Raw genomic sequence first — 21,682 nt, forward strand, 5'->3', positions numbered from 1 at the left:
TGCCCGGCGGTGGTGCTGCCCGGCGGTGGTGGGCGGCGGTGGTGGGCGGCGGTGGTGGGCGGCGGTGGTGGGCGGCGGTGGACAGTGGGCAGTGGCGCTAGGCCTGCCGGGCCTGCAGACGGATGCGGTTTGTCAGTTCGGTGACCTGGTTGTAGATCGCGCGCCGTTCCGCCATCAGACCGCGGATCTTGCGATCGGCATGCATGACCGTCGTATGATCCCGACCCCCGAAGTGCTGGCCGATCTTCGGTAGCGACAGGTCGGTCAGCTCCCGGCACAGGTACATCGCGATCTGACGGGCGGTGACCAGCACGCGGCTACGTGAGGTGCCGCACAGGTCCTCCATCGAGACGCCGAAGTACGCCGCCGTCGCGTTCATGATGGCGGCGGCCGTGATGTCGGGATTGCCGGCATCGGGGATGAGATCACGCAGCACGATCTCGGCGAGCGTGCGGTCGACGTGGGACTTGTTCAAGCTCGCGAAGGCCGCGACCCGGATCAGCGCCCCCTCCAGCTCACGGATGTTGCGCTCGATGTGCGTGGCGATGTACTCGAGGACATCCGGGGGTACCGGCAGGCGCTCCGTAGCCGCCTTCTTCGACAGGATGGCGATGCGCGTCTCGAGGTCGGGCGGGGTGATGTCGGTCATCAGCCCCCACTCGAAGCGGCTGCGCAGCCGGTCCTCCAGGGCCGAGAGTTGCTTGGGCGAGCGGTCGGAGCTGATCACGATCTGCTTCTCGCCGTCGTGCAGGACGTTGAAGGTGTGGAAGAACTCCTCCTGCGTCCGTTCCTTGTTCTCCAGGAACTGGATGTCGTCAACGAGCAGGACATCGATGTCACGGTAGCGCCGCTGGAACGCCTGCTGGCGGTCGTCCCGGATCGAGTTGATGAAGTCGTTGGTGAACTCCTCGGAGCTCACGTACTTCACCCGCATGTTCGGGTAGAGCTTGAGTGCGTAGTGACCGATCGCGTGCAGAAGGTGAGTCTTGCCGAGCCCGGAGTCCCCGTAGATGAAAAGCGGGTTGTAGGCCTTCGCGGGTGCCTCGGCGACGGCCACCGCTGCCGCGTGGGGGAACCGGTTGCTGTCGCCGATGACGAACGTCTCGAAAATGTAGCGGGGGTTCAGCCGGGCCTGGGCCGGTTCGGTCTCGTGCGGCGCCGCATCGCGTCCGAGACCCGCGCTGACCCGTACCGGTGGTGTTCCCTCGGTGGCGTCGGGGAAGGGCAGTTCGCCGTTCACCAGTGCCGCCGGCGCCGGCGGCACTGGTGCCGGTGCCGGCGCCGGCACCGGCACCGCCGACGAGCCCGGGCTCGTCGGCGGCACCGGGGCTGCGGCGGCGCCGGTCGATCCTGATCCGGTACCCGCGTTCAACGCCGAACCGGAGGCGGGGCCCGAGCCCTGGCCGGGTGTGGTGTCGCCCCTGGCATCCACCGGCCGTACGATCCGGATCGGTCCGCTCATTGGTTCCGGATCGGGCAGGTGTTCGACGGTGACCGCGACCCTGATCTCCCGCCCATAGGCTGTGGACAACGCTGTGGACAAGAAGGGGCGCAGGCGCGAGTCGAGGAGATCCTTGGTGAACTCGTTCGGCGCGGCCAGCAGAGCCGTGTCCTGGACGAGCCCGAGGGGGCGGGTCAGCCGCAGCCAGGCACGCTGCTGGGCGGACAGCGTGCCGTCGGCGACCCCGGCGACGGCCTGGCTCCACACCGCGGCCAGGTCCGGGTCACCCGAAGGCTCGTCCCCGAACGGCAGACCGGCGACGGAGTCGGCGCGGAGGTTGGACACGGGGGCTCCTCGGGCAGTTCGGTACGGTTTGCGGGTGGTGCTGCTCCCCGCGTGCTGGAGGTGCGCCGCGGCTGATGCGGCTGGTGATGTGGTCCCCGGCCACCGAGCGACCGAGGGGCCTCGTCGCGATGGTTCTCCACATCGTCGTCCACAACCTGTGCATGGACACGACACGGCATGCGGCGTGGCGCAACCGGCTCGTTCCCGGGGATGAACCTGTATTAGTGAGGTCATTCGAATCCGCTTCAGGTCCCCCCGTTCCGCCCTGGCCCCTCCGCCGACCGCCCTCTCCACAGGCGTTTTCCACAGGTCAGGGTGCACCGAGCCGGTCGTTCTCACCGAACGCGGGCATACCTGACGCCGTCTGGTGCCCGCCCCGAGTGAGACGTTGCCACCAGGATCGTAAGGCGCGGCCCGAGCCGCCGTGCCGGGGCCGGAACGTATCCGCGGTGGCCGCGCCGCGTCCCTGCCCCATCGTCGGCGGCACCGAGGGCCCGCCACGGCAGTGTGGCATTCCACGGCCGCCGGACGGATGCCGGCCCGCCGCGGCCGCGGTGCGCTCGCACCTTGACCTCCGGTGTGGTGCCGTCGTGTCCGGGTTGCCCTGGCGGCGACCGGGTGATGACCGAATGATGGTGGTGCGGCCAGCGGCGGCCGGCGGGCCCGGAGCCGCCGGCCGCCGAAGGCCCCCTGCCCGGCAGCGATCCCTCGCCGCCGGACCGTCCGAGGCACCGCCCTGTGTAGGCTAGGCCGAACCGCGGTGTTAGACCGCTTCGTTTGTCGTGGGATCTGCTTGTCAGGACCGTGTGGTGCGGCCCACTCTCCCTCGGCGGCGAAGATCACCGCCCGCGTCCATCTTGCAGACGGAGTTCTCACGTGAGTAAGCGCACCTTCCAGCCGAACAACCGTCGGCGGGCCCGCACGCACGGGTTCCGACTGCGCATGCGGACTCGCGCGGGCCGCGCGATCCTGTCCGCCCGCCGTCGTAAGGGCCGCAGCGAGCTCTCCGCCTGACGGCGGGTTCCCGCTGGTCCTGCTGGTACCCCCGCCGGTCATGCTTCCTGAGGGCTCTCGCGTCCGAACCCGGGACGAACATGCCCGGGTNGGGACCATGGGTCGGCGAACCCGATCCGGTCCGCTTGTTGTCCACAGCCTGTGGACAACAAGCGACGATCCGGCGCGGGCCGGCTTCGTGGTCGGCCGCCGGGTGGGGAAGGCGGTCGTGCGTAACAGGGTGCGGCGCCGGTTGCGGGAACAGGTACGGGTTCGGCTGGACACGCTCGCGCCAGGGACGATGCTGGTCGTGCGTGCGCTGCCCGATGCGGCGACGGCGAGCTCCGCGGAGCTCGGCCGTGCGCTGGACACCGCGCTCACCAGGGTGGCCCGGCCGGCGGGTGCCAGGCGCCCGGATGGGCGTGGACGATGACCGCCGGGACGGTGCTGGTCGTGCTGCTGGCCACGGCGGCCGTCGTCGACCTCCTGCTGGCCTCCCGGATGGTGTGGCGCCGCCTGCCGCGGGTCGCCCGCAACGCCGACGGCGCGGTACGCGGTCCCCTATCCTGGACCTTTGCCGGGCTCGTGCGGCTCTACCGAGCCGGCTGGTCGGCCCGCAACGCCGGCCTGTGCCGGTTCGAGCCATCCTGTAGCGCCTACGCGCTGGCCGCGGTGCGGCGCCACGGGGGTGTGCGTGGCGGTGTCCTCGCCGTCGCCCGGTTGCTGCGCTGCCAACCGCTCGCGGCAGGCGGCTACGACCCCGTGCCGGGAACGGATCCGGGTCCGGGAATCGTTCGGAGACCCAGGGGCGCGACGGCCGACCCCGGCGGGCCTCCCGACGGTCGGAGCGCGGGCGATCCGGCCGTCGCCGTACCGCCCGTCCACAGGCATGGTCCCCCGTCTCCCAGTCAGGGGATGCGGGCCGAGATCGTCGGTTCCGGTCGTGGACCGTGGGTGTGAGGAGTCAGACCGTTGTTGGATCCCCTATACCACCTCGCGGCGAACGCGATCGTCTTCTTTCACCGGGGATTTGCGCCGATCTTTGGTGCTGACAGTNTCTTCTCCTGGGCCTTTTCGGTCGTCCTGCTGGTCGTCTGCGTCCGTATTCTGATCTTCCCGCTGTTCGTCAAGCAGGTGAAGTCGCAGCGGACGATGCAGATGATGCAGCCCCGGATCAAGGAGATCCGGGAGAAGCATGGGCACGACAAACCCCGCATGCAGCAGGAGATGATGGCGCTGCAGCGGGAGCACGGAAACCCGCTCCTCGGCTGCCTCCCGATCTTCCTCCAGATCCCGCTGTTCATCTCGCTGTTCCACGTGTTCACCCACCTGGCGCCGATGAACGAGGGTCCGAACCACTCGCTGGTCTGGCGTCCCCGGGTCGGGCTCTCCGCAGACCAGGTGGAGCAGATCGCCTCGGCCAAGGTGTTCGGCATCTCGCTGGCGAGCAAGTTCACCTCCGATGGCGATTTCTCGCACTTCCTCGGCGTCGACAGCACGCACGTCAGGATTCTCGCGATCGTCCTGATCGTGCTGATGGGTCTTACGACCTTCCTCACGCAGCGCCAGATCATGGCCCGCACCGGGCCGCTCGACCCGCAGCAGGCGATGGTGCAGAAGGCGCTGCTCTATGGCTCCCCGCTGATGCTCGCCTTCTTTGGTTTCCGTTTCCCGATCGCTGTGCTGCTGTACTGGCTCACCACCAACCTGTGGAGCATGGGCCAGCAGTTCTTCATCATGAAGAAGATGCCGCCGATCAAGCCCGCGGATGCGAACGGCCGGCTGCCCGGTGCCCGTCCGGCCGCCGGCGGTGCCGTCACCCCCGCTCGGCCGGCTCCCGGTGTCCGAGCCGGGGCGAAGTCGAAGAACCGCCCCCGGTCCGCCTCGGTGACCCCGACCAAGGGCGGCGATTCCGGTGCCGCGGCGGCCGGTCGGACGTCCTCGACGGCTCCCCCCGGCACCCGGTCCCGTAACGGCACCTCGACCGCGAGCCGTACCACGACGACCCCGAAAGCGGCGACGACCCCGAAGAGCGGTAAGGCGGGGGCGCCGGGCGGTCCCGGGGCCAACGGCGTCTCGGGCGGTGGCGTCTCGGACAACGGCGTCTCGGACAACGGCGTCGCCGCTACCACGGCCGCATCCACGGGGCGCAGCGCGGAGGCGAAGACCAGCGCGGCGGGCCGCAGGAACGCCCCGGGCAAGAATGCCGGGCAGAGCGCGGCGAGCGGGCCGACGGCGCCCTCCGACGGGGAGAGCACGCCCCGGCCGGCACCCGTACCCGCCGGAGTGCGGCGCCAGGTCGGCGGCTCCCGACCCGCGAAACGGCGCGGCAAGAGCAAGCGGCCCGGTGGGCGGCGTTGATCCGGGAGACGCCGTTCCCGACCGACCGGCAGGCAGGCTGCCGACCCGATTTCGTCATCGAGTGGCGGCATCCCGTAATCTCTGCTCCGCTGTCCCCGTTCCCCTGGAGAGTCGCTGATGACCGGTTCGGCACCTGAACTGGCTGTGGATGGAGCCGGAGCCTCCGACGAGCACGCTTCCTCGGACGAGACCGCCGGCACGGAGGATCGGCGTCTGTCCGATCTCGAGTTGGAAGGCGAGATCGCCGCCGACTACATCGAGGGTCTGCTCGACATCGTCGACATGGACGGTGACCTCGACCTCGACGTCGAGAGCGGCCGCGCCGTCGTCGCCGTGGTGGGCGAGGGGCTGGACAAGCTCATCGGGGCGGGCGGCGAGACGCTGGAGGCGTTGCAGGAACTGACCAGGCTCGCGGTGCTCCAGAAGACGGGCACCCGCAGCCGTCTCATGCTCGACGTCGGCGGCCATCGCGCCCGGCGGCGGGTCGAGCTACGCAAGATCGCGATCGCCGCGGCGTCGCGTGCCATCACGCGCGGTGAGCCGGAGAAGCTGGCTCCCATGACGCCGTTCGAGCGCAAGGTGGTGCACGACACCGTCGCCGGGATCGACGGCGTGCACAGCGAGTCCGAGGGCGAGGAACCCGGCCGCCGGGTAGTCATCCTTCTCGGCTGACCGGCGCCGACCGATGGCGGGTCGGCGCCNGCCGACGCGTTCCCTCGTGCTGGCCGCCGCCGTGGGTGTCGGCTTGGCGGCCGTGCTCGGCGTTCTGCATGCCTATCTGACCAGACCCTTCTGGTACGACGAGATCTGGCGCGCCCACTTCGTCAGCGAACCGGCGTCCTCGTTCTGGCCGGAGCTGACCGTCGCCAACACCCCCTCGGCGCTGGGTTGGTTCGGCCTGACCCGGGTGGCCGGCGAGCTCCTCGGCTGGCACAGCTGGTCGCTCCGGCTTCCCGGGTATCTTGCCGTGCCCTTGCTCGGCGCCGCGATCGTCCTGCTCNCCCGCCGTTTCACCGGCCTGGTCGCGGCGGTGTTCGCCACGTGCTGGCTGTGCCTGAACGTGACCTTCTTGGATCTCGCGACCCAACTCAAGCCGTATTCCGTCGAGGCGCTGGCCGCTGTCTGCATCGTCCTCGCCTGGTCGACCGGATCATCTCCGCGGCCCTCGCTGTCCCCGTGGCCTGCACCTGTCACCGGCGGGTTCTCCCGTGCCCGGCTCCTGCGACGCACCGCGGCGGGCCTGTTGGCCCTGACCGCCGTGCCCGGGATCTTTCTGGTGCTGCCGTTGGCGACCGCGGAGGTATGGCGCGGTCCGGCGCGGCGCTGGCGACTGGTGGAATGCCTGCCCGCGGTCGCCATCAGCGTGGCACACACCGTGTTCTTCATCGGGCACCAGTCCAGTCAGCGTCGCGGCGACTACTGGGATCGCCAGTTCATTGCCGGTCGTGGGCCGGTCGAGGCCGTACGCTTCATCGTCGATCAGATGCGAGCCTTCATTACCGGTATGCCGCCCGGCATCGACCGGTTCGACCCGAGCCTCATCCATGCGACGGTGCCCGGGGGACCGGTTGTCTCGGTGCTGCTCGCCGTGGCGGTGTCGATCGCCGGCCTGACCGGCGTCCTCGTGCTGGCGCGACGACCGGACGGCAGGCTGCTCCTCACCGCGCTCGGCGGAGCCCAGGTGCTGATGCTGGGAGCGAGCGCCGCGCGGTACTGGCCGTTCGGGCCGACCCGGACCAACCTCTTCGTCGTGCCACTGATCGTCGTTGTGATCGTGGTGGGCACCCGGCGGCTGGTGGCCCTGTTCGTGGCGGCGGTGCGACCTCGTATCCCCGCCGCCGGGCCTCAGCCGGCCGTACCGGCACCGATGGCCGCGACCCCGACCCTCCCTACCGGAGGAACCGTAACCAAGCGGTCACGATTGGATGTTTCCGGTGTCTCGCCGACGTCGAGCGCCAGCGCGAACACGATTTCTCCGACCGCCGTGCTGCCGTTGGCCGGCCTCGCAATGATCATCTTGCTTGGTGTCCCGCTCCTGGGAACCTCGCTGTCGGGAAGCGGGCAGCTCTGGGATCATCGGCACCGGACTCGTGGCCTCGATCGGATGGTCGACGCGGCCATCGCGGCCCGGCAGCTGCACCGCCCGGGAGACCTGGTGGTGGTCGGGGGTCGCCTCGCCCGGCCTGGCTGGCTGTACGCGATGGAGGCGAGTGACGACCCGGCGCGTGAGCCGGCAGCTCTCCCCAGCGCCGGCGCCGGGCGGGTACCGGCCCGGGTACCACGGCAGGACACGATCTTCTTCGGCGCTGCGGGTACCTCCCTGGTCGGCGAGCTGGCGAACCGCCGGGTCCCGCCGACCCGGCTGCTCGTCTTCCTCTTCGACGCGGAGCGGCCGGCGCTCGCGCCCGACCTGGCCGCGCTGCCCCGGGCGGGGTGGTGCGCCGGCCGTGGCTGGCAGTTCCCCCTCACCGGAACGCTGACCGTCTTCGATCGCTGCGCCGGCGCCGCCCCGCGACTCGATCGGCCGCGGCGGACCGTGGTGTCCTACCGGACGACCTGACATCCGTCCCCGGGCCGGAACCGTGCCTCCCGCGGGGGGGGGGGTGGCGGCGGGAGCATGTCGAGGCCGGCGGGGATGCTTGTCGGGTGCGCGGTCTTCTGACTTCCTCGTCCTGTCCGGCCTTCTCGTCCTGTCCGGCCTTCTGGTCCTGTCCGGCCGGGTCCACGGATCCGGTCTTCCACCCACCCGCTGCCGGCGGTCACCTGGTGATGCCCACGGTCCCAACCCGGCTCGGCTCGATGCTGTGGCCGGTCGAGGTGACGCAGGCGGCCCGGCCGGCGCGGGCTGGTCACACGGCACGGCGGAGGATCCGGCCATGACGGGTCTCCCGGATGCCCCCGAGGTGCCCCCCGTCGCGGTGGAGATTTTCGGCACGCGGACCGGATCCGCGGCGCGCTACGTCGAGTTGCTGGCGACCGACGGGGTCGAACGCGGGCTGATCGGTCCGCGTGAGACTGACCGGCTCTGGGACCGCCACGTACTCAACTGCGCGGTCCTGGCCGACGTGGTCCCGGTGCAGGCCGATGTCGTGGACGTCGGCAGCGGCGCGGGGCTGCCGGGTATCCCGCTGGCGCTCGCCCGCCCGGATCTGCGGGTGGTGCTGCTCGAGCCGATGGAACGCCGGTGCCGATTCCTGCACGAGGTTGTGGCGACCATAGGCCTGGAGGACCAGATTTCTGTGGTACGTGGCCGCGCGCCAGATGCCGGAATCGGCCCGGACGGTCGTAGATTCGGGATAGCCGTAGCCCGCGCGGTCGCTCCCCTGGAGCGGCTGGGCGCAATCCTCTTTCCGATGCTACGACCAGGTGGTGTCATGCTGGCGATGCGCGGTTCACGGATCCTGGAGGAACTGCAGGACGCGCGCAGCGGTCTCGGAACTCAGGGTTGGCATCCCGTGGATGTCGTGAGGTGCGGGGAGGGGCGGGNGGAGGAACCCGCCCGTGTCCTCCGGGCCGTACGTTCATCCCAGCGCACCCGGGCCGAGAGCAGGGGAGGGCGCGGCGACGGTGAGCGGCACGATGGCAGACAGGTCAGACGGACGTCACGGGATTCACTCCGATCACGGGAGGTCGGTCGTGACCAGCCGACACGTGGACAGTCTCGTTCCACGTGAAACAGCGTCGGCGGGCCAGGGTGGGACCAGGAGTGGGGGCTTGCGGGGCTATGACTCCGCGCTCCCCGCACTGGACCTGCTCGATCCCTCGACCCCGATCGGAGCGGCGGCGGCAGCAGCAGTGGAAGCACTGGCGGTAGAACGACGACAACCATTCCCTCGCCCCACCCGGCGGCGCATCATCTCGGTCGCCAACCAGAAGGGCGGTGTGGGGAAGACGACGACGACGGTCAACCTGGCGGCGGCGCTGGCATCTCATGGCTCCCGGGTCCTGGTGATCGATCTTGACCCGCAGGGCAATGCCTCGACGGCGCTCGGCGTCAACCATCACTCCGGGGTCCCCTCGATCTACGAGGTTCTGGTGGGGGATCGGCCCCTCGACGAGGTCATCGTGAAGTCCGCCGAGGCGTCGGGGCTGTTCTGCGCGCCCGCAACGATCGATCTTGCCGGCGCGGAGATCGAGCTGGTGTCGCTGGTGGCGCGGGAGAATCGGCTTCGGCGGGCCATCGCGAGCATGCAACGGGACGTCGACTATGTTTTCATCGACTGCCCGCCCTCTCTTGGGCTGCTGACCGTCAACGCCCTCGTGGCCGCCCGTGAGCTGCTCATCCCGATCCAGTGCGAGTACTACGCGCTGGAGGGCCTCGGCATGTTGCTGCGCAACGTGGAACTGGTGCAGGCGCACCTGAACCAGGAGCTGCGTCTGTCGACCATCCTGCTCACGATGTACGACTCCCGGACCAGACTGGCCGACCAGGTCGTCCATGAGGTCAAGGAACACTTCGGGGACCGGGTGCTGTCCACTACCATCCCCCGGAACGTGCGTCTGGCGGAGGCGCCGAGCTATGGGCAGTCCGCGCTGACGTACGATCCGACGTCGCGCGGCTCGCTGTCCTATCTGGCCGCGGCGCGCGAACTCGCGGAACGGGGTCGGGACTCGAATGGAGCGGCGTGATGAGTGCTCGGCGCAGTGGTCTGGGGCGAGGGCTGGGGGCACTCATCCCGGTTGCTCCTCCTCCCCTCGACGGTCAGGCGGGCACCGCCTCGGCTGACTACGCTGACTACGCCGACTACGCCAGTGGCTACGGCGGCCGGGGGACGAATCGCGGCTCCGGCGACGGCACCGGGCCGCTGCCCGTACACGGGGCGACCTTCCGCGAGATCCCCGTCGAGTCGGTCAGCCCGAACCCGCGCCAGCCCAGGACTCACTTCGATGAGGACGCCCTCGAAGAGCTGGCGGCGAGCCTCCGCGAGGTCGGGCTGCTCCAGCCGATCGTGGTACGCGAGGTGGCCCCCGAGCGCTACGAGCTCGTCATGGGTGAACGCCGGTGGCGTGCATCGAAGATCGCCAAGCTTCCCCGGATTCCCGCCATCGTGCGGGAGACCGCGGACGACGCCATGCTGCGCGACGCGCTGCTGGAGAACCTCCACCGCCAGCAGCTCAACCCGCTGGAGGAGGCTGCGGCGTACGAACAGCTGCTCCGCGACTTCGGGGCGACGCACGAGGAACTGGCCAGTCGGCTCGGGCGGTCCCGGTCGCATGTCACCAACATGATCCGGCTGCTCGGGCTCTCGCCCGCGGTACAAAGGCGGGTGGCGGCCGGCGTGCTGTCGGCGGGNCATGCCCNCGCGCTGCTCTCGCTACAGGATCCGGACGCCCAGGACCGGCTCGCCACCCGCATCGTCGCGGAAGGTCTCTCGGTGCGGGCCGTCGAGGAGATCGTGGCACTGGACGACGAGGCCCCGCGTAAGCGGGCGTCGCGGGCACCAGGGGCCGCCTCACCGGCCCTGGTGAGGCTCGCCGACCGCCTCTCGGATCGCTTCGAGACCCGCGTGAAGGTGGACATGGGCCGCAGTAAGGGGAAGATCACGGTCGAGTTCGCCTCGATCGAGGATCTGGAGCGGATCGTCGCCGTGATGTCGCCGTCGGCCTCGGTCGACGGCTTGTTGGACTAGGCGTCCGGCTCGGGGTTCGCTCGGGGCTCTCTGGGCTTCTTGAGCCGGACGCGGATCGCGCGGTCCCAGGGCTGTGCCGGACTCCCCCGGGTGGCCGCGCGCATGTCTGCCGATTGCCCGCCGAGTGCCGGGCCATCGCCGTGCTCAGGCCAGATCGCCGTGCTCAGGGCAGATCGCCGTGCTCAGGCCAGATCGCCGTGCTCAGGGCAGATCGCCGTGCTCAGGGCAGATCGCCGTGCTCAGGCCAGATTGCCGGCCTGGCTGACCTTGCGCAGCATGCCCTCCGGCGTCATCGATCCCAGCAGACGTTCCAGGGCGACCTCGACGTCCTCTCGCCAGCTCACCGCGTTCTTCACCTCTAGCCGCAGCCGCGGCCATCGATGATGGGGCCGGACCGTCTTGAAACCGACCGCGAGGAGATAGTCGGCGGGCAGGATGCAGCGGGTACCCGAGTTCTGGAGGTCACCGAACGCTTCCACCGCCTTGAAGCCGCGGCGGATGACGTCCTTGGCGACGGACTGGACGAGGATCCGCCCCAGCCCCTGTCCGGTGAACTCATTGACGATCGACGCTGTCATGAGCAGCACCGCGTCCGGTGAGACCGGGCTGGTGGGAAAGGCCACCGATCGAGGCACGTAGGCCGGCGGAGCGAACATCACGAATCCGGCCGGGACGTTGTCGATATAGGCGATCTTTCCGCAACTTCCCCATTCCAGGAGAGCCAGGGAAACCCACGCCTCCTTCTCGAGGTCGGTGCCGCCGGCCTCCTCCGCGCGGCTCCGGGCCACCGGATCGAGCTCCCAGAAGACGCAGCGGCGGCAGGGTAGAGGGAGATCGTCGATGTTGTCCAGGGTGATGTTCGCGATGCGACGGCTCATCGAAAAGGCGCTCCATGGGTCGGCTACCGGGCCTCCGGCCGCCGAGGTCAACGTCGACGGATGCGGAGGCTGTCACGGAATCAGCCTAGGCTGCCGAGCATGAATCTTCCCCATCGACGCACCGGCCTCGTTTCACGTGAAACGTCAGCCTTGTCGATGGAACGCCTTGGTGGCCGGTCAGGTGCGGCTGGCGAGGCGGGGGACGTGAAGCTGGCCCGTCGGCGCGTCCTGCTCGGGNGGGNGAAAGAGTCGTTGGGCTGCGGCGAGCACCGCCTCGGCGACGGTTGCCCGGAATGCGGTGGAGCCAAGGGCCTTGGCGTCATGTTCGTTTGTCAGATATCCGAGGTCGAGCCGTACGGCCGGCATCCGGGTCCGCCGAAGCAGGCTCCAGACCTTCGGATGGGTGCGGCAGTCCAGCATGTCGGTCCGGGAGACGATCTCACGGTGGACGAGCTGGGCGAAGCGCTCACCCACGGCGGACGACCCGCGCGCGTTGCCGTAGTAGTAGGCCGACACCCCCTGGGCGCGCGGGGATGGACTGCTGTCGGCGTGCAGCGAGATCAGGAGATCCGCTTCGAGCTCGTTCGCCCGCGCGGCCCGCTCCTCCTCGCTGGGGGACTCGTCCAGGCCGTGGATGAGGTGCGCCCGCAGGCCCGAGTCGAGTAGCCGCGTGGACATCCGAGCGGCGAGGTCGGCCATGAGATCCCGTTCGCACAGGTTGCCGCGGACGATGCCCGGATCGTCGCCACCGTGGCCGGGATCGATGGCGACGACGACTCCGAGCAGCGAGGAGCCGTGGGCCAACAGCCGGACGGACTCCCGCAGCATGTCGGGCCGGCCACCAGTGACCGTGCGCTGCAGGCGTTTGAGCTCGCGCAGGGTGTGTGGCCCGCATTGGCCGTCCGGATCGAGACCCCGGTTGCGCTGGAAGTCGCGGACCGCGGACTCGGTGCGTGGCCCGAAGATCCCATCCGTGCGGCCGACGTCGAAACCCATGTTGAACAGGCGTTCCTGGAGCGCCGCCACGTCATCGCCGACAAAAGGGTACGCGGGGCTGTGGTAGAGCAGACGGTCGCCGAGCTTGTGGCGTGCCTCCTCCAAGGCACGCGCCGTGTCCGGACCGAGTATCCCGTCGGCGGACAGCCCCCGGCTCTGCTGAAAGGCGCGCAGCGCGTTGTCGAGATCTCGGTCGAACCGATCGGCCGGCTCGGCCGGCTCGGCCGGAACACCGCCGAGAGTACCGTCGACAGCCGGGACCCGCGTGCCCTGGGACGGTTCCGCGGCGGAGGTAACACCTCTATCCGGGGCGCTCTTATCCGGAGCGCTCTTACCTGGGTCACCCTTACCTGGGCCGGCCGGATCCCGGCTCTGCCGGGGCGTCACGGGAAGAAAACCAAGATAGGTCAGGGCCGCCCGAACCTCGGCAACGGCGGAACCTTGGTCTCCCAGACGCAGCAGCTTCACCGATGCATACCTTTCAGCTCGCCTGCCCAATGTGCCCCTGGCGAAACCCGGTGCCCCTGGCGAAACCCGATGGTCGGGGCCACCGCGTCGACGAATGATGCGCCGACGGCCGATTGCTGAATCTCAAGCCTAGGGCATGCCCGTGCGGTCTCGACCGGCCGCGAACCGAATCCTCCAGTATTGACCGTGCGTGACCGGGCCGCCGTGATACTCCCCCGATGCTCGTGACGGCGGGAGAAAGTTCCCGGTCCGCACGTGGTATCCGGTTGTCGTGGGCGAACCGGCGCGGACCGGTCCGGGAACGACGTCGGCCCGCCGGGATCACACCCGGCGGGCCGACGGTGGAACGACCGCGTGACGAGATCAGATGTAGACCGAGAGGTCACGCAGCAGGGCGGCCTTCGGCTTCGCGCCGACGANGCTCTTGTCGATCACGCCCTTGACGAACACAGCCATGGTCGGGATCGACATGATCTGGTAGTTCCGGGCGGTCTCCGGGTTCTCGTCGATGTTCAGCTTGACGACCCGGAGCTTCTCGCCATGCTCCTTGGCGATCTCCTCCAAGACGGGTGCGACCATCTTGCAAGGGCCGCACCACTCGGCCCAGAAGTCCACCAGGACCGGCTTGTCGCTCTCCAGCACCTCGGTCACGAAGGTGCTGTCGGTCACGGGGGTGGTGGAACCTGCCATGTTGTTCTCCCTGATGGATGATCTTTTGGTGGACGGGTAGGCGATCAACAGGCCGGTGGTGGCCCGCGGACGGCGCCCGAACGGCCTTCGGACAGCCGGGTCGGGCGGGCCTGCTCCGGCGCCGCCTGATCGGCCGCCCGGACAGATGCCCGGATCAGGCGGGTTGCGGCGTCGGGGTCACGACCCGGGGAGCCACGGTGGTCACCTCGCCCGGACCCTCCCCGGCGGCGATGAAGCGCTCCGCGTCGAGCGCGGCGGCGCAGCCCGTGCCGGCTGCGGTGATGGCCTGGCGGTAGGTGTGGTCGACCACGTCGCCACAGGCGAAGACCCCGTCCAGGTTCGTCTTCGTGGTCGGGTGCGCGACCGAGATGTAGCCGGCGTCGTCGAGGTCGAGCTGACCACGGACGAGTTCGGTACGCGGAAGGTGACCGATAGCGACGAACAGTCCGGTGACCGGAAGATCCTTCGCTTCACCGGTGACGGTGTCGCGCAGCCGGACGCCGGTGAGCTTGTCCGCGCCCAGGAGCTCGGTGACCTCGGCGTTCCACCGGAACCGGATCTTCTCGTTGGCGAAGGCCCGCTCCTGCATGATCGCGCTGGCCCGGAGTTTGTCCCGCCGGTGGATCACCGTCACCGAGCGGGCGAAGCGGGTCAGGAAGGTCGCCTCCTCCATCGCCGAGTCGCCCCCGCCAACCACCGCGATGTCCTGATCCCGGAAGAAGAAGCCGTCGCAGGTCGCACAGGCGGAGACCCCGCGGCCGAGCAACCGCTCCTCGTGCTCGACGCCGAGCATGCGGTAGGCCGAACCGGTGGCGACGATGACCGTGCGGGCGAGGTAGGTCCTGTCCTCGATCTTGACGACCTTTGGGTTCGCCGCGAGGNCGAGCTCGGTCACGTCGTCGGCCACCAGCTCGGCTCCGAACCGCTCCGCCTGCCGTCGCAGGTTCTCCATCAGCTCCGGACCCTGGATGCCGTCCGGAAACCCAGGAAAGTTCTCCACCTCGGTGGTGTTCATGAGCGCTCCGCCGGCCGATACCGCGCCCTCGAACACGAGTGGCCGTAGGTTGGCCCGGGCGGTGTAGACAGCGGCCGTGTACCCTGCCGGGCCCGAACCGACGATGACGACATCGCGTATGTCGTCATCGCCGTCGGGCTGGCTGCTGCGGCCGGTGACATCCTGGCCGTCCTCCTGGGCTGTCACACCCGCTCCTTTCACGCTACGGGATCCCTGTGAGCCGGGTGGGCCCTCGCCGGTACCTGTCGCCCCGGCTTCATCCGAGTTCCTCGTTCATCGGTCCGTCCATGGAGACGGTGTCCGACAGCGACAACCGTCTCCGCGGGCATCTGATTCCATCCGCGCCCGCCACCGGTGCGCGCCACGGCTGGGCTCCCGGCCCCGCGATGCGTCAACCACCACCTCAATGCCGCAGCGTGGACACGCTGTACCACGGCGCGGTGGAGACGGTGGTGACGCCGCAGTGGGCGTCGACGACCAGCACCCTGGCCACCGCCGGTTGCATGGGCACGGAGAGCACGATCAACAGCGCCGGCTGGTCGTTGTAGACGACGCGGTCGACAGCGAGGATTGTGCCACCCGTCTGCGCCGTCAGGCTCTGGTAGCACGGACGCAGGTCAGGGGTGTCCAGCACCGAGCGCAACCGGTCGACGTCCACCGTCGCAGGGGTCGTCGTGCGGCCGGCCGCCGCGGGCGCGGACGGCACGAGCGGCAGCGCCGCGGACCCTGGGATCCGGCCGGCCAGCAGTTCCCGGCCGTGCCGCACGACGTCCGAGGGAGCGACGCTCGTCTGCGAGAGCGCCATCACGGTAAGGGGAACGGAGCTGGCGGAGCCGTATTCGGCCACCACCGAGCCGCCGGCCGGGCCGGAGCTGTCCACGGGGTTGGACGCCGCCACCCTGTGATCGACGTTGGCGCTCCGCAGACCGTGGTACACGAAGATCGCTGCTCCGAAGGTGATGAAGGCGATGCAGACCGCCACGATGGACACCCAGTCCCGTCGGGGGCGCGCACCCGGCGTACCTGGAGTACCCGGCGTACCTGGAGTACCCGGACGGCTCCGCGGATCCCGGTGCCAGGCCGGCTGACGGTCTGTGAGCCCAGCCCCCGCCTGACCTCGGCCGGGTCGCCTTGGCCCGTTGCCACTCGCCGCCCGCCCACCGGTGCCAGCGCCTACGGCACCGGCACGCCCCGTGTCATCCCCCGTATCGGTGTGGACGGCCTCGGTATCCCCCATGAGGGGTTCCGTGCCGGTGACCCCGGCGGCTCCCGCGGTGCCGACGAAGCCGGAGCTCGCGGGCCCCGGACCGGTCGGCGCGGCCGGGTTCCGGCCCGGTCCCGGCCGAGAGGGAGCAGGTGCGTGGGCCGCCAGCGCAGCCTGGAGGCGTTCGGCCACCTCGCCGGGCATCGTCAGGGTCGCCAGGCGGGAGAGGTCCGTACGGACCCTGCGCAGGGCGACCATCGACTCCTGGCATGAGACGCAGCCCTCGATATGCTCGCGGACGGAGCGGGGGAGCGGCTCTCCGTCCGTGAAGGCGTCCAGCAGCTCGGCGTCCGGGTGATGCCCGTGCGTGCGCAAGCGGCGACCCGCCGGGAAGGGACCGGAGGGAGCCGCCGGTTGACGTCGGTCCCCCGCAGGCTCAGTCGCCATTGCTGATCNCCTCCTTCGGCAGATCCGGATGGCGTCGGCCGCGCCCGCGGGGCCGCGGCCGACGGGCCGACCTCGGGTAACGGGCTGCCGCCCCGGTGAGCCCGCCGCATCCTGGTGTCTTCCTTCTGAGACGGTGGGCGAAGCCGCCGGGTTCCCTGGCCGGGGGGATCCAGCAGGACGGCGAGCTGCGCGCGGCCGCGCGAGCGCCGGCTTTTCACCGTCCCGACCGGAACTCCCGGCAGCCCCGCCGCCTCGGCGACGGGTCCCCTGCCACGTCCACCAGCGCCACGGCGGTCCGCAACCCGGGCGTCAGCCAGTCAAGCGCCTCCTCGACGCCCAGGGGCGGGTCATGCTCGGCGACGCACTCGCCGGGATCGGCCGGATCACGAATATGGCCTTTCGGGGTAGTCGTCATGGGCAGCGTCGGGCGGGCGGTACGGCGGCGCGGTCCAGCTCGGCGTCGGGGGCGGTCACCAGGACCTCGGCGGGTGGACCGCGACTCCTACTGTCCTCCCGTCAGGACCGGAACGTGATCTCCGCGATCGACCCGCGGTACTGCCCGGCGTTCGACGGCAGCGAGGTCAGCCACAGCACCCAGTACTGCGAGGGGTTCACGTCCGACGACATCGGCAGGACCACCGTGCCGCTGGCGCCTGACTTCTGGGCGACCACGCGGTCGAAGCCGTCGAGCGAATCCGACAGCCTGTCGCCGCTGCGCAGCTCGAACGACACCGGACCCAGGCTGCCGACCGTCACGGTGACCGAGGTGGGCAGGATCTTCTGCGGAAACGCCATGCGCAGCCCGACACCCGACTTGAGGTTGCCGAACGTCGCGCTGGTGTAGTTGCTCGTCGTCCACTCCGTCGACGTGTTCCCGTCGAATGCCTTGCCGACATCCGCCGGTTTCTCGGTTTTGGGTTCACCCGCAGGTGCGAGCGGGTCGAAGGAGTCCGTGCTGCTCGGCTTGAGGATGGTTCCGGTGGGGGTTGCCGGCACCGTGGTCGAGGTGCCGGGTTTGGGGGTGTTGTTCTTTCCGCCGTCGTCACGCAGGGCGATCACGGCGACCACCGCGATCGCGACGACCACCACCAGAGCGATCCACGGCACGGCCCGTCCCAGCGACGGCCCGCCGCGGCGCTTCGGGCCGGAACCAGGCGGGTAGCGGTCGGATCCCGCCGGGTAACCGCCACCCCCGGCGGGATAGCCGCGGTCGTCGTATCCGCCGCGGTCGTCGTATCCGCCGCGGTCGTCGTATCCGCCGCGGTCGTCGTATCCGCCGCGGTCGTCGTATCCGCCGCGGCCGTAGCCGGTCCCGCCAGCGCGCGACCCGCGGGGGCCTTCCACCCGGGTGTCGTACCGGGCGTACCGGGCGTCCCGGGCCTGGGCGGGGCCGGGGTAGCCGGCCGTGTCGGCATAGCGGCCCTGCGCCGGGTAATTCCCCGGCGCGAGGTAGTCCGAGGAGGCGAAGGCGTCCACATCCATCGCCTCGGTGCTGGGCGGGGCGTCGCTTAGGCTCATCAACCCGGTGTCGAGCACGGCGTCCACCGGGTTGATCGACTCCAGCTCCTCGACCAGGTCGGCCGCCGTGGTGATGGGCGCTCCGACCCGGTCGTCGCCGAGGGTGGCCATGGTGATGGCGTCGAGATCACGCGGAACTGACGAGGCGACCTGTCGGGGAGTCCGCAGCCGGCCGCCCGAGGTGGGTGCGGTGGGCAGACCGTGGTCCCCGCCAAGGGGCCAGTAACCGGTGAGCCCGGCATACAGCAGGCCACCGAGCGCCCGGACGTCGGCCGCGGCGATCAGGTCGGGATTCACCGCCGTGGCGTCGGAGCCGCCGCCCGCGCGGTCGGCCGTGCCTGGGCCGGANCCGTCGTCCCCGCCGATCCCACTCTGGTCGGGCTGCCTGCCGTGCCCGTCGAGCTCCGTCGCGGGGAGGGAACCGTCGAGTTCCGCGAGCNCCCCGCCGATCTCCAGGTCGATGACCTTGACGGTGCCGTGGCTGGAGACGATGACGTCACCGGGGTTCAGGTCACCGTGATGGATGCCGCGCTCGTGTGCCGCGGCGATGACTCGGGCCGCTGCGAGCACCACGGCGCCGGCCTGCTCCGGGCGTAGCGGCCCGTCGGTGGAAAGCTGACGCAGCGTTTTGCCGTCCACCCATTCCGAGACGACGTAGGAGATGCGTCGGGACTCGGCCGTGGTAGTGGTGGCGTCGTAGGTCGAGGCGGCCCCGGGATGCACCAGCCGACCGGAGTTGATCGCCGCGGTGAGAAGCCGACGGGCCGCCTGCTCCTGCGCCGGATCCGTGACCGGCCCGCCGCCGCCCGCGGACGCGGGGCCGTGCTCGACGATGCGCACCGCCACCGGTCGGGCGAGCACCTTGTCGTCGCCTCGCCAGAGGGTGACGGGCCCACGGGTCGTCAATGCGGAGAGTAGACGGTAGCGGCGGTCGAGCACGGACTCGGCGAGGATGGCGGNGCCGGNGGGCGGNGTCGCACCCCGGACTCCGGGCGCGTTCGGGTTCACGTCGTTATCGACGTCCCCGGCCTGCGGTCGGTTGCTTCCGTCGACCACAGCGCCTCCGTCGTCCACGGGCCCGGCGTCCATAATCCGCCGTCGGCTTCCCTACCTCACCCGGGCAGGGGTTCCGCCCAGCGTGCCGCCACCGTAGGCGGACACCCGGGTACCCTCCGTCGCTCTGACCAGCCGCCTCGATGAACGAAGCGACGAGCGGGAGGCTGCGCCTGGTTCACCGGCGACGTTGGGTGGGGCCCGCGCACAGCGTGTCCAGTGTACGAGGAGGTCAGGAGGATCTCGCGAATGTCTTGGGACAACCCGCCCATGTGTACCGACTGTGACGATCGGCGAGCCGATTCTTCCGGTGACGTGCGAGGATGCCCCGAGAGCAACGACGACGAGGATCTTCCTGGTGCCGGCGGGATCGTCTCGGCTGGCCCGTAGGTGCCATCNCCGCCGGTCAGTCGCGTTGCGATGACCGTCCCGGCGGTCGGGGCAGCCGGCCGCCGAGTCGTCCGTTCACCTCCGCCAGCAGGGCGTTGATCTCGTGTATCCCCGTCCGGGTGCCGACCGCGAGGAAGAGCCCGCCTCCCACGGCCGCGGCGAGCACCACCGCGATCCCGGAACCAAGCCACCCCTCACCCACGACCGCGCGGACACCTCGGGCGAGAAGCGACGCGAGGACGGCGCCGATCCCGGCCGAGATCGCAACCCGGGTGATGACCCGCACGGTGCGATTGCCATCGATTCCCCCGAGCCGCCGGTGCAACAGGGCGCTCGTCGCAGCGAGGCCCATCAGGTAGGCGGTGGCGAAGGAGAGCGCCAGCGCGACGGCCCGGTGCTCCTCGGGCACGACCACNGTGAGGACCAGGGCACCGATGACGTTCACCGCCACGACCCCGATGTTGACCAGGGCCGGGGTGCGACTGTCCTGGTAGGCGTAGAACACCCGTAGCTGCACCTGGAACAGAGAGAACGGCACGAGGGCCAGGGCGAAGGCGCTGAGGGTGTCGCCGATGTCCACAGCGTCGCCGTAGCCGGTCGCGCCGTGATGGAACACGGCGACGGCGATCGGCCGGCCCAGGGCGAGGATGAACAGGGCGGCGGGCACGATCGCGGTGATCGTGATCCGGGTTGCCATCGAGATGTCGGCCCGCACCAGGTCGCTGCGCCCCTGGGCGGCGTGCCCGCTCATCCTCGGCAACAGCGCGGTGATGACCGAGACGCCGATGATGGCGTACGGGAGCTGGAAGATCTGGTATCCGTACGTGTAGATCGTGTAGGCGGTCGTCGCCGTCGACAGGTTGACGATCACCAGATAGCCGGCCTGGCTGATCACGACGAACAGCAGCGTCCACCCCGCCAGCCGGGCCGTCGAGCGCAGTTCGGGATGCCGCATGTCCAACCGCGGCCGGTAGTGGAAACCGACCTTGCGCAGCGAGGGGAGCAGTGCGAGGGTCATGACGACGACGCCCAGCGTCGTCCCGGCGCAGAGCACCGTCACCTGAGTGTCGGTGATGGCCTTCGGCCCGTCCACACCCGGCGGGCGCGGCCCCGCGATGAAATAGGTGAAGCCCAGACAGGTGACGATGACCAGCAGGTTGTTCAGGATCGGGGCGAACATGGGCGCGGTGAACGACTGTCTGACGTTGAGGATCGCCCCGATCGTCGCGCCTACCCCGTAGAAGACGATCTGCGGCAGGAACCACCGCAGCATCGTGGCGGCGAGCGCCCGCTCGTCGGAGCCGGCGTGCAGGTAGAGACTGATGATCCACGGGGCGATCAGCATGCCCACTGCCACGACGGCCCCGAGGCCGAGGATCATGAGTGTGAGCAGCGACGACGCGAACGCGTCCCCCCCGTCGGGATCCTCCTTCGCGGTGCGGACCATGACCGGCACCACGACGCTCGTGAGGACGCCGCCGAGGAGCAGGTCGTAGAGGATGTTCGGCGTGGTGTTGGCGACGTTGTAGGCCTGGCTCACCGCACCGGTCCCGATCGCCGCGGCGATCGCGACGGTCCGCAGGAACCCGGATGCCCGGGAGACGATCGTGCCGATCGCCATGGTTCCACTGGCCCGGCCGAGGCCGGGCCCGGCCTCGGCCGGGCTGCCGGCCTGCATGGTTGCGCTGCCGCGCCGCGCCGTTGTGCTGTCGCGCCGCGCCGTTGTGCTGCCGTGCGGCGCCGTGCCGGTGTCTCGTCGGGCCGGTTCGGGGGGGATGCGGCGGACGTTGCTGCGAGGAAGTGCCACCGTCGGCCTGGACTCGCTCAAGGACGGCCGACGGCGCTCGTCGCCGTCCCGACGGGAACGGTCGGCTCGGGTGCGTCGCTCCGGACGCGCCGCAGGCTCTGGGCGGTCTGGGGTGTCCCGCCATGAGGATCGTCCGATGGGGATGACAGGGCCGACCCCGGGCGGGGTCGGCAGCCGGCTCGTCCGCCCGTCGTCCAGCGGCGGGGNGCCGCGTTGCGATCGTTCCGGTATGCGTGGCCCCGGCGGGGGNCCTCCTTCCGACGGAGGCGGCACATGGGGAGGCGGCGGTGGTGGGCCCGACGTGGCGGGAAGCTTCCGGGTCTGCTCGCCGGCGGTCATGCGCGGAGCGCCGGGAGCGGGGAGGCGGTCTGCGGATCGCGGATACCGCTCGTCGCGGGAGCTCGCGGGATCGTCATGGCGCGGGTCCGGGTGGCGCGGGCCGTCAT

General features: G+C 70.3%; 18 protein-coding genes. 9 read left to right on the forward strand and 9 right to left on the reverse strand.

Going from position 1 to position 21,682, the window contains the following annotated elements; translation table 11 throughout:
- Positions 1–97 precede the first annotated feature (97 nt).
- Positions 98–1,786, reverse strand: coding sequence for a chromosomal replication initiator protein DnaA (dnaA, locus tag ALLO2_RS00580; RefSeq protein ID WP_011434478.1), 1,689 nt, complete (start codon positions 1,784–1,786; stop codon positions 98–100).
- 876 nt (positions 1,787–2,662) lie between these two features.
- Here dnaA and rpmH point away from each other — a divergent pair.
- The 9 genes from rpmH to ALLO2_RS00620 all read left to right on the forward strand — a co-directional run bounded on the left by rpmH (position 2,663) and on the right by ALLO2_RS00620 (position 10,770).
- On the forward strand, positions 2,663–2,800 hold the full coding sequence (rpmH, locus tag ALLO2_RS23790; protein ID WP_011438902.1) for a 50S ribosomal protein L34: 138 nt from the start codon (positions 2,663–2,665) through the stop codon (positions 2,798–2,800).
- A 40-nt stretch (positions 2,801–2,840) separates the two neighbouring features.
- Positions 2,841–3,212, forward strand: a complete 372-nt coding sequence (gene rnpA / locus ALLO2_RS23040; protein WP_041258073.1) for a ribonuclease P protein component — start codon at positions 2,841–2,843, stop codon at positions 3,210–3,212.
- Entirely contained in the window at positions 3,209–3,739 is a 531-nt protein-coding gene (gene yidD, locus ALLO2_RS00590) for a membrane protein insertion efficiency factor YidD (RefSeq protein WP_011438900.1), read from the forward strand. Before rnpA ends, yidD begins: the two co-directional genes overlap by 4 nt.
- A 12-nt stretch (positions 3,740–3,751) precedes the next feature.
- The gene (gene yidC, locus ALLO2_RS00595) at positions 3,752–5,140 is read left to right on the forward strand and encodes a membrane protein insertase YidC (RefSeq protein ID WP_035729013.1); all 1,389 of its coding nucleotides are present in this window, start codon (positions 3,752–3,754) and stop codon (positions 5,138–5,140) included.
- Between the two features lie 117 nt (positions 5,141–5,257).
- Positions 5,258–5,812 carry a R3H domain-containing nucleic acid-binding protein gene (locus ALLO2_RS00600; protein WP_011438898.1) on the forward strand — a complete coding sequence of 185 codons (555 nt, stop codon included), beginning with the start codon at positions 5,258–5,260 and terminating at the stop codon, positions 5,810–5,812.
- 13 nt (positions 5,813–5,825) lie between these two features.
- Entirely contained in the window at positions 5,826–7,700 is a 1,875-nt protein-coding gene (locus tag ALLO2_RS00605; protein WP_035729014.1) for a hypothetical protein, read from the forward strand.
- 316 nt (positions 7,701–8,016) lie between these two features.
- Complete coding sequence (gene rsmG / locus ALLO2_RS00610; protein WP_051874755.1) at positions 8,017–8,814, forward strand: 16S rRNA (guanine(527)-N(7))-methyltransferase RsmG; 798 nt, start codon at positions 8,017–8,019, stop codon at positions 8,812–8,814.
- Positions 8,777–9,769, forward strand: a complete 993-nt coding sequence (locus ALLO2_RS00615; protein WP_011438895.1) for a ParA family protein — start codon at positions 8,777–8,779, stop codon at positions 9,767–9,769. Before rsmG ends, ALLO2_RS00615 begins: the two co-directional genes overlap by 38 nt.
- Complete coding sequence (locus ALLO2_RS00620) at positions 9,769–10,770, forward strand: ParB/RepB/Spo0J family partition protein (RefSeq protein WP_035729016.1); 1,002 nt, start codon at positions 9,769–9,771, stop codon at positions 10,768–10,770. Before ALLO2_RS00615 ends, ALLO2_RS00620 begins: the two co-directional genes overlap by 1 nt.
- 239 nt (positions 10,771–11,009) lie before the next feature.
- On the opposite strand, the gene ALLO2_RS00625 is transcribed toward ALLO2_RS00620, so the two are convergent.
- From ALLO2_RS00625 to murJ, 8 genes are all read right to left on the reverse strand, one after another.
- Positions 11,010–11,648 (reverse strand): GNAT family N-acetyltransferase, encoded by a 639-nt coding sequence (locus ALLO2_RS00625; protein ID WP_011438893.1) that lies wholly within the window; start codon positions 11,646–11,648, stop codon positions 11,010–11,012.
- Positions 11,649–11,825: 177 nt separating this feature from the next.
- On the reverse strand, positions 11,826–13,112 hold the full coding sequence (locus ALLO2_RS00630) for an N-acetylmuramoyl-L-alanine amidase (RefSeq protein WP_035729017.1): 1,287 nt from the start codon (positions 13,110–13,112) through the stop codon (positions 11,826–11,828).
- A 363-nt stretch (positions 13,113–13,475) separates the two neighbouring features.
- Positions 13,476–13,802, reverse strand: a complete 327-nt coding sequence (gene trxA / locus ALLO2_RS00635; RefSeq protein ID WP_035729022.1) for a thioredoxin — start codon at positions 13,800–13,802, stop codon at positions 13,476–13,478.
- A gap of 154 nt (positions 13,803–13,956) precedes the next feature.
- Positions 13,957–15,003, reverse strand: a complete 1,047-nt coding sequence (gene trxB, locus ALLO2_RS00640) for a thioredoxin-disulfide reductase (RefSeq protein ID WP_035729024.1) — start codon at positions 15,001–15,003, stop codon at positions 13,957–13,959.
- Between the two features lie 217 nt (positions 15,004–15,220).
- A complete protein-coding gene (locus ALLO2_RS00645) occupies positions 15,221–16,468 on the reverse strand; it encodes a hypothetical protein (protein ID WP_011438889.1) in 1,248 nt (415 codons plus the stop codon).
- Positions 16,469–16,682: 214 nt separating this feature from the next.
- The gene (locus ALLO2_RS25250; RefSeq protein ID WP_023839961.1) at positions 16,683–16,883 is read right to left on the reverse strand and encodes a hypothetical protein; all 201 of its coding nucleotides are present in this window, start codon (positions 16,881–16,883) and stop codon (positions 16,683–16,685) included.
- A gap of 101 nt (positions 16,884–16,984) precedes the next feature.
- On the reverse strand, positions 16,985–19,042 hold the full coding sequence (locus ALLO2_RS00650) for a protein kinase family protein (RefSeq protein ID WP_035729297.1): 2,058 nt from the start codon (positions 19,040–19,042) through the stop codon (positions 16,985–16,987).
- A gap of 403 nt (positions 19,043–19,445) precedes the next feature.
- The gene (gene murJ, locus ALLO2_RS00655; protein WP_236707267.1) at positions 19,446–21,236 is read right to left on the reverse strand and encodes a murein biosynthesis integral membrane protein MurJ; all 1,791 of its coding nucleotides are present in this window, start codon (positions 21,234–21,236) and stop codon (positions 19,446–19,448) included.
- Positions 21,237–21,682: the final 446 nt, after the last annotated feature.

It is taken from the genome of Frankia sp. Allo2, assembly GCF_000733325.1.
In the GTDB taxonomy this organism is placed as follows: Bacteria; Actinomycetota; Actinomycetes; order Frankiales; family Frankiaceae; genus Frankia; species Frankia casuarinae.